This window comes from Ureibacillus aquaedulcis (assembly GCF_030418165.1).
Taxonomy (GTDB): Bacteria; Bacillota; Bacilli; order Bacillales_A; family Planococcaceae; genus Ureibacillus; species Ureibacillus aquaedulcis.
The window spans coordinates 47,761-61,290 of the sequence record NZ_JAUHTQ010000019.1 but is presented as its reverse complement, the minus strand read 5'-3'; the positions used below and the strand labels follow the sequence as shown (position 1 = coordinate 61,290).

The following is a 13,530-nucleotide window of genomic DNA, read 5'->3' as shown; positions in this document are numbered from 1 at the left end:
TCAAAGAGGTTGCTTTTTTCTTTCAAATTAAACAAAACTTTAGAAAATTCCTGTAAATGTTACTTTAACTTACTTCTCACACGCATATTCAAAGGAAGTCGTAACGATAATACCGCTTTTCTCTACTAGGGCCTTTCCGCCTTCCTTTTCACAAGCTTTTACTAGCGAATCAATCTTGTTTTCCAAGAAGAAAGAAGTTAATCCCGCAAAAATCAACCCTATTACTATCATGATGATTCCTATGATCACCCATCCACGTCCACTATTGCCCACTGACAATCTTCCTGCTTTCTAATTTAAATACTGCTACTCCATTTCCATTTAAATGAATGTAAATGGCTCCGTATTGATTTCTGATTGAATAAATTGAACAGATAACTTAGCTTTCGAGCATAATTGTTCCATTTTCTTTGCAACGCCATCTATCATTACTTTTTCTACATGGTGCCCGGGATCTACAATGCTTAACCCTATACTCTCTGCGTCCTGTGCAATATGAAAACTGATATCCCCTGTGACAAACACATCAGCCCCTGATCGTTTCGCAGCATGAATATATTTGTTTCCATCCCCACCTACAATGGCTACTTTGGAAATTTGCTTCTTTGTATCTCCTACGACTCTTACTTTTGGCACGTCTAATTGCGTTTTAACGTACATTGCAAACTGTTCCAATGTCATCGGCTCTTTCAGCCTTCCAACCCGTCCTAGGCCCATTTCGTTCGTTTCAACTGCCAATGTATATAAATCATACGCAGGTTCTTCGTATGGATGCGCATTTAACATGGCTTTCAGCACTTTATTCTTAATGGATTGCATGAATACAACCTCAATTTTTTCTTCATCAGTTTTTTCCATTTCGCCGATGTCTCCGATAAATGGATCGGCACCTTCTAACGGTCTAAAACGCCCTTGTCCATTCGTTGAAAAGCTGCAGCCCTCATAATTCCCAATTGCCCCTGCACCAGCCTTAGCTAACGCAAGACGTACATTTTCGGCATATTCATCCGGGACAAACACGGCAAGCTTCATCAGATTTTCATGATAGGTTTTTTCTAGGATTTGGCGATTTTCTAGCTGGAGTGCATCTGCCAAAAGGTCATTTACCCCACCTTCTGCCACATCTAAATTTGTATGAGCTGCGTAAACAGCAATATCGTTCTTAATTAATTTTTCATATAACTTCCCGGCAGGTGTATCTGTTCTTAAATTCGATAGCTTTCGAAAAATCGGTGGGTGGTGGGCAATGATTAATTCGCACCCTTTTGCAATTGCCTCATCGGCAACTTGTCCATTAACATCAAGGGTTACCAATACTTTTGAAACTTCTTTATTTAATGTTCCGATCGCCAATCCTATTGGATCATTGTCCATACAAGCTAATTTTTTTGGTGACCAGCTTTCAAATAATTGGATGATTTCATGGCCATTAGCGTACTTCATCATTTAGAACCTCCTCTACAAGATTGATATGATGCATTACATCTTCCCTTTTTTTCGCTATATCGGTTGTATGATCTGCTTTTTCTATAGAAGATAAAATTCGTTTCCAGTTAGCTATTTCTTTTGTCCATTTTTCAACAAAAACATCGGACTTATTAACCATTAATTGTTTTCCTAATAAAGTTTCTTGTTCTGTTAGTTCCATGTCACCGCGCTGTAAAACAAGAATTTCATAAATTTTATCATCTTCTTTTAGGATTACTTCATCTAATATAGCCCAATGATTTCGTATAGCCCATTCTCTAATTACTTTCGCATGTATATTGGGTTGCAAAATTAGGCGTGTAACCGAATGAAGGACTTCTGGACACTGTTCTAAAATTGACACGATGAGGGGGCCACCCATACCCGCAATTGTAATAGTATCCACCCCATCACGCTGCTCTACCGCTTTTAGTCCATCGGCAAGCCGCACGGTAATATTATCTTCCAGCCCTTCCAACTTTACTTGTCTTAACGCCGATTCATAAGGCCCTTTTACCACCTCACCAGCAATCGCCTTCTTCACAATTCCATTATGTACTAAATAGCATGGTAGGTACGCATGGTCGCTCCCTATATCGGCAACAACCGCCCCTGTGGGAACAAAGGATGCAACTGCTTCTAATCGTTTAGATAATTTTTGTGCATTCATGTAAGTAAACCGCCTTTTTCTAAATTCTATGTATTATTATATATAAATTTACTTAGCTTGTCCTTCTAGGTCATTATAGCCCGTATACTTCCTTCTGTTGCCTTAAAAAGATAAAAGGGCTACCTTATAAGAAATCCTTATAAGATAGCCTCTAGTATTCGTTATTATTCTAATGAGGAAATATAATCAGCGATTGCTTGAGCCTCAGAACCAGTTTTTAAACCTGGTGTCATTGGAGAACCTGGAATACCATTTTCTAAAACATCAACGATATGTGCTGCATCTAAACCAGCAAGTTTAGGACCCATACCACCAGTTAAGTCACCACCGTGACATCCGATACATGAGCTTACTAATTCTTCACCGCCAGCACCTGCAGAAGCAGTGTCTCCACCTTCAGAAGCCGCGCCTTCTTCAGTAGCTGCACCTTCTTCATGACCTGCAGCGATTTCTTCTTTATTTCCTGCTCCTTCTAATGACATAAAGAAGATAAGTCCAATACCGAATGCCATAATAAGAATATAAGGAATAATAGGATTGTTTTTCATTAGGATACCCTCCCTTAGTTTTTAATTTTTCTACATCTATTAATATAGAATCTAGTCAACACTAATTATTGTACTGCATTATTCTCGAAACGAAAAGACCTAAACGACAACTTTTACTTGAGTTGACACAAATTCGACAATAATAAGTAGTTGGTGTAGATAGTTCCGGCAATGTTGAGCTTGTGTTTCGGAAATTACTTCACCAATTTCTTATATTAGTTCATTCCTTATATATCTTTCCACTTCCAGCACTTTCATATACCCATAACTGACACGAATTTGTACGGTTTCATCTGCAACTTCTCATATAATACCCATTATTAAAAGCGGTTTAAACACATCAACTCAAATGTTTTATTTTGACCTTTCACATGCTTCATCAACTAGGCCCTCAGTTATCTAGGCAATTATGGGCACTCCCTTTTTATAAAGTACTATTGTTAGGAAATAATTTGATAGCCAATCAATACAATTAAGCCTACAACACCCGATATCGAGAAATACAGTAATTTAAATTTGAAGCCAGTAAACAACCATAATAAACAATTGGTGATGAGTAGGATGTATAAAGCGATTTGGTTTCCAGGAAAATATTCGGTGCTCACTTTCACGGACAAACCGAAAAGTAGAAGAGCTGAAGCTATATGTAAAATAGGCGATAGCATCTCTTTTTTCTTCGCCGACCGATAGGCAAAAATCATTAAAAGTACGGCTATGATACCGACCGCAATCCCAACTGCCCAAGTGAGAGCCGATACCATAAATAATGCGAACAATAAAGCAGCTGTACCGATACAAGATAATATGATTAAAATAAATTTAGATCGCTTTTCCGTTGCAATTATGGAATTTTGGGAACCAATTCCTTCCTCAAGCTCTGTTTCATTTCCTTCTGTATAAAGGGTCATCAAGAAATCACAATAATGATCGGGTAATAATTTATTTTGTTTCCAGAATAATATTTCATTCAAAACAATTTTTTTCTTTGCATTTGCCATAATCTATCTCCAAATTTGTTGACTTATGTATGGTTTCATTTTATCTTATTTTTACTGTTGATGGCACGTAAATTCGCTAAATAAACCAATTTCATACAAAAAAGGCACCCTTTTTTCAGGATGCCTTTTTTTATTACAGTTAACTAAACTAACCTATAAAATTTAATTAACTTCTTGATTTGTCATCTTTACTCTAAGAAGTCTTTTAGACGTTTGCTTCTTGAAGGATGGCGCAGCTTTCTTAATGCCTTTGCCTCGATTTGACGAATACGTTCCCGAGTTACACCGAAAACTTTTCCTACCTCTTCAAGTGTGCGTGTACGTCCGTCATCTAAACCAAAACGTAAACGTAATACATTTTCTTCACGATCTGTTAAAGTATCAAGAACATCTTCAAGTTGCTCTTTCAGCAGTTCATATGCAGCATGGTCCGATGGTGATTGTGCTTCATGGTCTTCAATGAAATCCCCTAGGTGCGAATCATCCTCTTCACCTATTGGTGTCTCCAAAGAAACGGGTTCTTGTGCAATTTTTAGGATCTCGCGTACTTTTTCAGGAGTAAGGTCCATTTCTTCCCCGATTTCTTCCGGAGATGGTTCACGCCCTAAGTCTTGCAGCAATTGTCTTTGCACACGAATTAATTTATTGATGGTTTCAACCATATGAACCGGAATACGAATTGTTCTTGCTTGGTCGGCAATTGCACGCGTAATTGCTTGACGAATCCACCAAGTTGCGTAAGTCGAAAATTTAAACCCTTTTCGGTAATCAAATTTTTCTACCGCTTTAATAAGTCCCATATTTCCTTCTTGAATTAGATCAAGGAACAACATGCCTCGACCTACATAACGTTTGGCAATTGATACTACTAAACGCAAGTTTGCTTCAGCTAAACGCTTGCGGGCCTCTTCATCGCCTTGCTCAATCCGTTCTGCCAGTTTAATTTCTTCTTCTGCAGAAAGTAAATCTACGCGGCCGATTTCTTTTAAGTACATACGTACAGGGTCATTAATTTTTACGCCAGGAGGAACACTTAAGTCATTTAAATCAAATGCTTCTTCGCTCTCTTCTTGTTTCGCTAGAACTTCTTCCTCAAACTCTTCTTTCCCATCTACCTCAATACCGAAGCTTTTTTCAATATCTTCGGCAAAGTGGAAAATCTCCTCATTTTCTAACTCAAATGGAGTGAGTTTGCTTGAAATTTCTTGCATTGAAATTTCATTTGATTTTTTTGCTTTCTCTTGTAAAAGTGCTTTAACTTCGTCAATCGTCTGTCCATTGACAACTTCTTTTGATTGTTCTGACTTATCCGCCATAAACCTTCCTCCTTCTAACAACGCAAATCGGTCTAAATTGTCGATAATGAATTCTTCAATTGAATGAATGCCTTTGAAAGTTCCAATGCACGTTTATGCTCATGCAACTTCTCTGCTTCTTGCATATCATGAAGTGTTTTTTTTATCTCCATTTCAATCCGATGTTTTTTTAACTGCCTTAAGCAATCTGATATTTCAGCTTCAGCCTGTTCAGGATCATGTTCCAGAAGTGCTGCTTCCATGACAATTTTCCTTAGTTCTGAATCCTCCAATATTTCTAAAAACCTTTGATAATCTGCTGAACCATGTTCTTCATAAAAGCCGGCTAATCGAACAAATACCGCACCATACTCATCCCGTACAAAGGGCTCCGGCTGATCGCTTTTTAATATACGATCAACTACATCAATATTAGTTAGCATATGCGATAAAAGTAACCGTTCTGCACGCTCAGTAGCAGATAAAGGCTTTTTTGTCTGTAATTCATTTTTTTTCGTTTGCTTTTTAGTGTCTGCTCGGCTAAAATTCTTAGCATTATCCGCATCCAATTTCCTAAATTGAGCGTAGATAGCTTCCTCAGAAATATTTGTTTCACTTGCAATCTGTTTTATATAAAGGTCGCGTTCAATGGGTGAAGATCGACCAACAAGTTGTTCAAGTACTTCCTGGATAAATTGCAAAACATCATTTTCAAATTGAAAGTTCTTGTTTCTCCTCGCATGCATCATCATAAAAGCAATGTATGCATGTGGCTTTTCTAAAATTTGCTGTACAAACGATTCAGGACCATATTTTTTTATATACTCATCTGGATCTAATTTTTCAGGCAAGACAGCGATTTCAACCTTCAATTTTTCGGCATATAACATTTCAGAAGCTCGCTTGGCTGCCTCCCAACCCGCATTATCACCGTCATAACAAACTATAATTTGCTCACTTAAACGTTTTAGCTTTGTGATGTGCTGTGGTGTCAGGGAAGTGCCCATTGTAGCGACCGCGTTATAAACTCCGGCTTGATTAGCGGCAAGCACGTCCATAAATCCTTCCATCAAGATAACTTGACGTTTTTTTCGAATAACGGTTCTTGCCTTGTCCAAGTTAAAAAGAACTTGACTCTTATGAAATATAGGTGACTCAGGACTATTTAGGTATTTCGCCTCATCAACTGAATCTATAATACGTCCAGAAAATGCTATCACTTTTCCATTTTCATCTCGTATTGGAAACATGATTCTTCCACGAAATCGATCAAAATAAGTATGGTCATTTTCCCTTTGGATGATGAGTCCGCACTCAGCCATTTCGTCTAAATCAAACCCTTTTCTTTTTAGCAAAACTGACAAAGTATCCCATCCTGGCAAAGACCAACCTATACCATTCGTTTCGATATGTTCCTTTGTAAATCCTCTTTTTAGCAAATAATTTAATGCTTGTTCCCCTTCTTCTGTATTCATCAGTAAGTGATGATAGAAATCGGCGGTAAATTCATGCGCCTCAAGCATTAATTCTTCTTTTTTTGAATAGGCGTGATTCTCCTTGGATATACTGTTGCTTTGGATATCTAAATGGATACCCAGTCGATTTCCAAGTTTGACTACCGCATCTGGAAACAATATATTTTCAATATCCATTACAAAAGTAATGGCATTTCCACCTGCACCACACCCAAAACAATGAAAAATTTGTTTATCTTGAGATACTGAAAATGAAGGTGTATTTTCACCGTGAAATGGACATAATCCAAACCAGTTGCGCCCTCTTTTTGTTAGCTGCATATAATCGCTAATGACATCGACTATATCGGACTGAGAACGAATTTGTTCTATCATCTCTTCAGGTATTTTCCCGGTCATATAATCACCAACTTAAAATACTAAGTAACACAATTCGAGATAAATTTAAAAAATCCTCTATTTTCCGACAAAAAAATAGTTTTTTGTTCTAAAATTTCTCTTATTAATATTTTTACCACAATTTTCTCATTATAAAACAAATAGACGAAAGTTTCCACTTTTAAATTTTAAAAAATACGGTTTTTATCTATTTTGGGAGAATTCTCTTAATCCCAAAGAATGGTTATGACAATTAATTGCGTTTTCTAAATTACTTAGGTAAATTTTTTACGAAAAAACCACCCCTACGCCTTGTAGAAGTGGTTTTCTGTTATTTATTTTGTTCTATATTTTCCATGATGACATTTGCTGTTTCTTCAACAGCCTTGTTCGTCACGTCGATCACTGAACACCCGATCCGTTCAACCACCCGATTGAAATGCTCCAATTCCTGTTCAATACGGGAAGGTTTAGCATAGATTGCATCATCATTTAGACCTAGGGCCATTAGTCGTTCTTTTCGAATGACATTTAGCTTTTCAGTAGAAATTACTAAACCAAAGCATTTTTTTGGATCAACCAAGAATAACTCTTCAGGAGGGTTTATTTCAGGTACTAATGGAACATTTGCCACTTTATAGCGTTTGTGTGCAAGGTATTGGGACAGCGGTGTTTTTGAAGTCCTTGAAACCCCCACCAAGACCACATCTGCCAAAAGTAATCCTCTTGGGTCGCGTCCGTCATCATACTTAACTGCAAATTCTACAGCCTCAATTTTCTTAAAATAATCGGCATCCAATTTATGGACAAGCCCGGGTTCCTCCCTTGGCTGTTCGCCAATTTTTTCTTCAAAAAGATGAATTAGCGGTCCCAACAAATCAATCCACTGGACATCCTCCCGGTTGCAGCTATCTATCATATAGTTTCGCATTTTTCTCTCAACTAGTGTAAAAACGATTGTGGCGTCTTGTTCTTTTGCGATTTCAACGATTTTTTCAATATGATCATTGTTTTCAATATTTGGAAACTTACGAATTACAGTACTATCAAAGGTTGGTCGAAATTGAGAAACTGCTGCTTTAACAACCTGCTCACCGGTTTCCCCTACTGAATCGGATACAACGAAAACTTTTAAATTTTTCAAAATAGCACTCCTTACAAATCATGGGTTTCAGCTAATGAAATAAACGCTTTAGTTACGTTGGTTTTTGTTAATCTTCCAACAATTTCAAGACCCTTTTCTGTTTCATTGACAACAGGAAGCGAATCTACTTGTCGTTCAATCAACTTTTTGGCAGCCCCAATTAATGAATCTGTTTTTTTGCAATAAACAATATTAGGCATCCTTGACATAATAATATGAACTGGTATTTTTGTCAGCTCTTGTGTCCCGATACTAGTTCTTAGCAAATCTTTTCTAGATAGAACCCCCTGTAGATAGGACTGATCATCTACAACAAATAGTGTTCCGACATCTTCCAAAAACAACTGGACAATCGCATCGTATACCGTCATATTTTCCGATACTACCACAGGCAACGATTGGAAGTCTCCTACTTTCAAGTTCATCATAGATTCACTTGCCGTCGTCATTGTTTTTTTACCTGAATAGAAGTATCCAACACGCGGCCTAGCATCCAGGTAACCAGCCATCGTTAAAATTGCTAAATCCGGTCGTAGAGTAGCCCGGGTCAAATTTAAACGTTCCGCAATCTGCTCCCCCGTAATCGGTCCATTCTCTTTAACGATTTGAAGAATCGTGTCTTGACGTTTATTGAGTTCGATTGGACTCACCCGCTTCAAATAGTGTTATACTTTTCTTTAAATATTATATACTAATTTAGTGTGGATTGCGAAGAAATGAAAGAAAAGCTACAATATTGACATAGTTCGAGTAAATAGCATAAAATATCGATAGAACATCATATAGGCAATGAGAGGACAATAAGTATCTTTTCAGACAAGCGAGTAGGAACAGGTGAAAGCCTACACGAAAAGAGAAACGGCACCCTTGAGCCAATTTTCTAAAAGAGGATTGTTAAGTTTAGGTTAGCGACGCCGTATGCGGACGCTTTACTTTAGCCGACAATCAAGCGGGGTGGAACCGCGGGTGTACATACTGGCACTCGTCCCCGGGCAAAACGCCCGGAGACGGGTGCTTTTCTATTTTTTATTTTTATTAGGAGGAATCATTATGGCTCAAAAATCTATGGAAACAATCGTAAACTTAGCAAAACATCGCGGCTTTGTCTTCCCGGGATCCGAAATCTACGGTGGACTTGCCAACACATGGGATTACGGCCCACTTGGGGTTGAACTAAAAAACAATGTAAAAAAAGCTTGGTGGCTAAAATTCGTACAAGAATCCGAATACAATGTAGGTCTTGATGCGGCAATTCTAATGAACCCACGTACATGGGTAGCATCTGGCCACGTTGGCAACTTCAACGATCCAATGATCGACTGTAAATCATGTAAAGCGCGTCACCGTGCCGATAAACTAATCGAAGATGCCTCATTGGAAAAAACAGGTGAAGAAATAATCGTAGATGGTATGAGCTTCGATCAAATGAAAGCGAAGATGGATGAGTTATCGGTTACTTGCCCGGAATGCGGAGCAAATGATTTTACGGATATCCGCCAGTTCAATCTAATGTTCAAAACATTCCAAGGTGTAACGGAAAGCTCAACAAATGAAATTTTCCTTCGTCCGGAAACAGCACAAGGAATCTTCGTTAACTTTAAAAACGTACAACGCTCGATGCGTAAAAGAACTCCGTTTGGTATTGCCCAAATCGGTAAATCATTCCGTAACGAAATTACACCAGGTAACTTTACATTCCGTACACGTGAATTTGAACAAATGGAATTAGAATTCTTCTGTAAACCAGGTGAAGATCTAGAGTGGCAGCAATACTGGAAAGAATTCTGCAAAAACTGGCTGCTAAATTTGGGAATGAAAGAAGATAGCATGCGTCTGCGTGACCATGAAGAAGATGAGCTTTCTCACTATTCTAATGCAACGACTGATATCGAATTCCGCTTCCCATTCGGCTGGGGTGAATTATGGGGCATTGCAGACCGTACGGATTACGACCTAAAACAACATATGGAACACTCAGGTGAAGATTTCACTTATATTGATCCAATTACAAACGAACGTTATGTTCCTTATTGCATCGAGCCATCTCTTGGTGCAGACCGTGTAACATTGGCGTTCTTATGTGACGCTTACGATGAAGAAGAACTAGAAGGCGGCGATTCCCGTACAGTTTTACGCTTCCACCCTGCCCTTGCTCCATTTAAAGCAGCAGTATTGCCTTTATCAAAAAAATTAGCGGAAGAAGCAGGCGATGTATGGTCCGAATTACGCAAATCCTTCCCTGTTGATTATGATGAATCGCAATCCATCGGTAAACGTTACCGTCGTCAAGACGAAATCGGTACACCATTCTGTATCACATATGACTTCGATTCAAAAGAAGATGGCCAGGTTACAGTTCGCCACCGTGACAGCATGGAGCAGGTGCGCATGCCAATCACTGAAGTTAAAGCGTATATCGAAAAACATCTTCAATTCTAAAAATTTGAATAGCATTAATAAAAAGGGGTACTCGGAAAGTGTAATAATCACTTTCTGGAGCACCCCTTTTACATTGGCCCTATTACGGTTTTTTCTTAAAAATGGCGAGTTTCATTTTGAATCTAGCCACTTTTTGTCGTAATCTAGCCACTTCAAAATCATAAGATAATTATATTAATTTACAATCTTTTATAATAACATTTCGCCTATTTTTGTTCATTTTGTTCATTTTGTTCAATTAATAAGTGATTTATTTGAAAATTTAGATTATAATAAATTAAAATTTAAAATTGAGGTGGATTGATGTTCATTCAAACTTTATTTAAGCAATCTAAACAAGAACTCTTAGAAATTTGCCCGGCAGATAAGCTTTTAGATCTCGTATGTGAACTTTTAAATAAAGAATTACCCGAACATCCGGCACATCATCACATTTTGTTTACTGCGAATTTCAAGCTGGAATCTTTAAAAAATACCGTGAATCATCATCGAAAACAGGAAAAGCATCAATTAAAGCTGGGTCAATTTCACTCACAGATGTATCAGCAATTGCAAAAACAAATCAGTGATCTGCAGATGTTGATAGATAGCTATATGGAGCTGAACATTGATGTAAAGCAAATGAATCATCGATTGCGCTTTCACTATGAGCAAATCGATTATCTCTTTGAAAACTATCTACTTTTTATGGAAGGGCGATTCTCCGATGAATCCTCCCATTTATTTTGGCAAGCAATAAAAGATGATGTTTTGGATATCATTCGAAAAGTTGTATAACTTAATCTGTAGACTCCTCATTCGTTGTCCTTCTTGTCAATATTGGGGTTCTTTCCAATTGTTCAATAAACGAACGTGATTTTAAACGTATACCCGTCTGTTCTTCATATATTGTTGTGACAATTTTTTTGATAAATTGTTTGGTCCCTTTTTTCAGCTCCAACTTCCCGATTTGATCGATCGGGACGTTGTAAAACATACGAATCAATTTTAGCTGTGTAGGAGATAACCGAATGATATACGGGTCTTGGTGGAAGCAACGGTGACATAAAAACCCCCCTTGTGAAAAGGAGAAAGCAAACTCTCCATCAAAGGATCCGCATGATGCACAGGCATTTAAAATCGGCTGAACCCCTGTATAAGGAAGCAGCTTCCAGTCCACAAATAGACTAATCGCTTCTGGATCATATTCTTCCTCAATCGCGTTTAGTGCTTGCAATAACACGTCAAATGCGAAAGGTTCCGGCCCCTCGTCTACTAGTCTATCAACAAGTTCTACAATATAACTTGCATAAGCTGTTGCCACAATATCTGTTTGAATATGGCGCATTGAGGCCAAATGCTCACCCTGTTGGAGGGTTCCCATGCCAGAAGTTCTTTGGACCATATACATGCCATGCATAAAGGTTTGGGTAACTCCTGCCAGGCGGCTGGTCGGCTTTTTTGCGCCCCTGGCCATTACTGTTACCTTCCCCGCTTCTTTCGTCATTAACGTGACAATTTTATTTGACTCACCATAAGCACGCGACTTTAAAACAATGCCTTCCCATTTGTTTAACATTATGGCACTGCACTTCCTTCAACATTTTACTTTGGTTCTATTATACCTTACCGTTATAGAATTTACGCTATTGGGTGCTTTAAGCTTTTATGGTATCAAAACTGAAAGAAAAGTATGATATTATAATAAATTACCCGGACAATAAAAAGACAAACTGCACTAGAGCAGCTTGTCCTCGAATTTACTTAATATTCGTCTTCACGGTACCCAAAATCACGCAGATGAGCGGATTTGTTCCGCCAATCTTTTTGAACTTTGACCCAAAGCTCCAAGAAGACTTTGGAACCAAGAAGCATTTCAATATCCTTCCGTGCCTGTGTCCCTACTTCTTTTAATAATGCACCGCGTTTCCCGATTACGATACCTTTTTGCGAATCTCGTTCTACCATGATTGTTGCTTGAACGCGAATCATATTTTCATTTTCTTCGTCGCGTTTGATCTTGTCAATCACGACCGCTATCGAATGGGGGATTTCTTCCCTAGTTAAATGAAGCACCTTTTCACGGATCATTTCTGAGATGATGAATCGCTCTGGATGATCTGTCACCTGGTCTGCAGGATAATATTGTGGACCTTCAGGCAAATACTTTTCAATCGTTTCCAGTAATTGGTCTACATTATTTCCTTGCAGAGCTGAAATTGGAATAATTTCAGCAAATGGGAATTTTCCTTTATATGTTTCAATCGTTTGGATTAATTCATCCGGGTGGATTTGGTCGATTTTATTTACAACCAAAAATACGGGTGTTTTCGTGCCTTCCAAAAGTTCTAAAATGAACTCGTCGCCTTTCCCTATTCCCTGTTCCGCATTTACCATGAACATGATGATATCTACTTCACGTAAAGTATTTTTGGATACTTTAATCATGAATTCGCCTAATTTATGCTTAGGTTTATGGATACCCGGCGTATCAATGAAGACCATTTGAGAGGCTTCACGTGTTAATACACCCTGTATTTTGTTTCGTGTAGTCTGTGGCTTATCCGACATAATCGCAATTTTTTGACCGATCACTCGGTTCAAAAAAGTAGACTTCCCTACATTAGGTCGTCCAATAATTGATATAAATCCTGATTTGTAGCTATTGTTTTTTTCCTGCATTCTCTAAATCCTCCGGTGTAAAGGCGCCTGGCAAAAGCTCGGCAACTGTCGTTTGTAGTAAATCTCCATTTAGGTTCGTTAAGTAAACTGGCATATTTGGTTCACAGAACTCCGATATAACTTGTCTGCAAGCACCACATGGTGAACATGGCCCTTCTGTATCAGCAACAACTGCGATTGCTTTGAATTTTTTGTTGCCTTCAGAAACCGCCTTGAAAATTGCTGTTCTTTCTGCACAGTTTGTTAAACCAAAACTCGAATTTTCAATATTACAGCCATGATAAACCTTTCCATCTTCTGTAAGCAACGCTGCACCTACTTGAAATTTTGAATAAGGAACATAAGCCGTTTCTCTTGCAACTTTCGATTGTTCAATTAAATCCTTCATATCCACTGTCATTTCATATCCCCGCTCCTTCAACACACCTAAATTATTAGGCTTAGGATGGTCCCAA

At 38.2% G+C, this 13,530-nt stretch carries 14 protein-coding genes; 2 read left to right on the top strand and 12 right to left on the bottom strand.

The window, feature by feature from the left end; translation table 11 throughout:
- Positions 1-69: 69 nt before the first annotated feature.
- The 9 genes from QYB95_RS17525 to ccpN all read right to left on the bottom strand — a co-directional run bounded on the left by QYB95_RS17525 (position 70) and on the right by ccpN (position 8,625).
- Complete coding sequence (locus QYB95_RS17525; RefSeq protein WP_301139667.1) at positions 70-273, bottom strand: hypothetical protein; 204 nt, start codon at positions 271-273, stop codon at positions 70-72.
- A gap of 48 nt (positions 274-321) precedes the next feature.
- On the bottom strand, positions 322-1,443 hold the full coding sequence (locus QYB95_RS17520; RefSeq protein ID WP_301139670.1) for a Nif3-like dinuclear metal center hexameric protein: 1,122 nt from the start codon (positions 1,441-1,443) through the stop codon (positions 322-324).
- Positions 1,430-2,137, bottom strand: coding sequence for a tRNA (adenine(22)-N(1))-methyltransferase (locus QYB95_RS17515; protein WP_301139666.1), 708 nt, complete (start codon positions 2,135-2,137; stop codon positions 1,430-1,432). The genes QYB95_RS17520 and QYB95_RS17515 overlap by 14 nt, the downstream gene beginning before the upstream one ends.
- Before the next feature lie 164 nt (positions 2,138-2,301).
- Positions 2,302-2,685 (bottom strand): c-type cytochrome, encoded by a 384-nt coding sequence (locus QYB95_RS17510; protein WP_301139665.1) that lies wholly within the window; start codon positions 2,683-2,685, stop codon positions 2,302-2,304.
- Between the two features lie 440 nt (positions 2,686-3,125).
- Complete coding sequence (locus tag QYB95_RS17505) at positions 3,126-3,683, bottom strand: hypothetical protein (RefSeq protein ID WP_301139664.1); 558 nt, start codon at positions 3,681-3,683, stop codon at positions 3,126-3,128.
- Between the two features lie 188 nt (positions 3,684-3,871).
- The gene (gene rpoD, locus QYB95_RS17500) at positions 3,872-4,999 is read right to left on the bottom strand and encodes an RNA polymerase sigma factor RpoD (protein ID WP_301139663.1); all 1,128 of its coding nucleotides are present in this window, start codon (positions 4,997-4,999) and stop codon (positions 3,872-3,874) included.
- A gap of 32 nt (positions 5,000-5,031) precedes the next feature.
- Complete coding sequence (gene dnaG / locus QYB95_RS17495; protein ID WP_301139662.1) at positions 5,032-6,852, bottom strand: DNA primase; 1,821 nt, start codon at positions 6,850-6,852, stop codon at positions 5,032-5,034.
- A gap of 310 nt (positions 6,853-7,162) precedes the next feature.
- The gene (locus QYB95_RS17490) at positions 7,163-7,975 is read right to left on the bottom strand and encodes a pyruvate, water dikinase regulatory protein (protein ID WP_301139661.1); all 813 of its coding nucleotides are present in this window, start codon (positions 7,973-7,975) and stop codon (positions 7,163-7,165) included.
- An 11-nt stretch (positions 7,976-7,986) separates the two neighbouring features.
- Complete coding sequence (ccpN, locus tag QYB95_RS17485; RefSeq protein ID WP_301139660.1) at positions 7,987-8,625, bottom strand: transcriptional regulator CcpN; 639 nt, start codon at positions 8,623-8,625, stop codon at positions 7,987-7,989.
- A 400-nt stretch (positions 8,626-9,025) separates the two neighbouring features.
- On the opposite strand from ccpN, the gene QYB95_RS17480 reads away from it, so the two are divergent.
- Together QYB95_RS17480 and QYB95_RS17475 are read left to right on the top strand one after the other, a co-directional pair.
- The gene (locus QYB95_RS17480; protein WP_301139659.1) at positions 9,026-10,414 is read left to right on the top strand and encodes a glycine--tRNA ligase; all 1,389 of its coding nucleotides are present in this window, start codon (positions 9,026-9,028) and stop codon (positions 10,412-10,414) included.
- A 303-nt stretch (positions 10,415-10,717) separates the two neighbouring features.
- On the top strand, positions 10,718-11,191 hold the full coding sequence (locus tag QYB95_RS17475; RefSeq protein ID WP_301139658.1) for a hypothetical protein: 474 nt from the start codon (positions 10,718-10,720) through the stop codon (positions 11,189-11,191).
- A gap of 1 nt (position 11,192) precedes the next feature.
- On the opposite strand, the gene recO is transcribed toward QYB95_RS17475, so the two are convergent.
- The 3 genes from recO to QYB95_RS17460 form a co-directional block, all read right to left on the bottom strand.
- Positions 11,193-11,972 carry a DNA repair protein RecO gene (gene recO, locus QYB95_RS17470; RefSeq protein ID WP_301139657.1) on the bottom strand — a complete coding sequence of 260 codons (780 nt, stop codon included), beginning with the start codon at positions 11,970-11,972 and terminating at the stop codon, positions 11,193-11,195.
- A 185-nt stretch (positions 11,973-12,157) separates the two neighbouring features.
- The gene (gene era / locus QYB95_RS17465) at positions 12,158-13,075 is read right to left on the bottom strand and encodes a GTPase Era (protein ID WP_301139656.1); all 918 of its coding nucleotides are present in this window, start codon (positions 13,073-13,075) and stop codon (positions 12,158-12,160) included.
- Positions 13,056-13,499, bottom strand: coding sequence for a cytidine deaminase (locus QYB95_RS17460; protein ID WP_486684538.1), 444 nt, complete (start codon positions 13,497-13,499; stop codon positions 13,056-13,058). Before QYB95_RS17460 ends, era begins: the two co-directional genes overlap by 20 nt.
- Between the last annotated feature and the right edge of the window lie 31 nt (positions 13,500-13,530).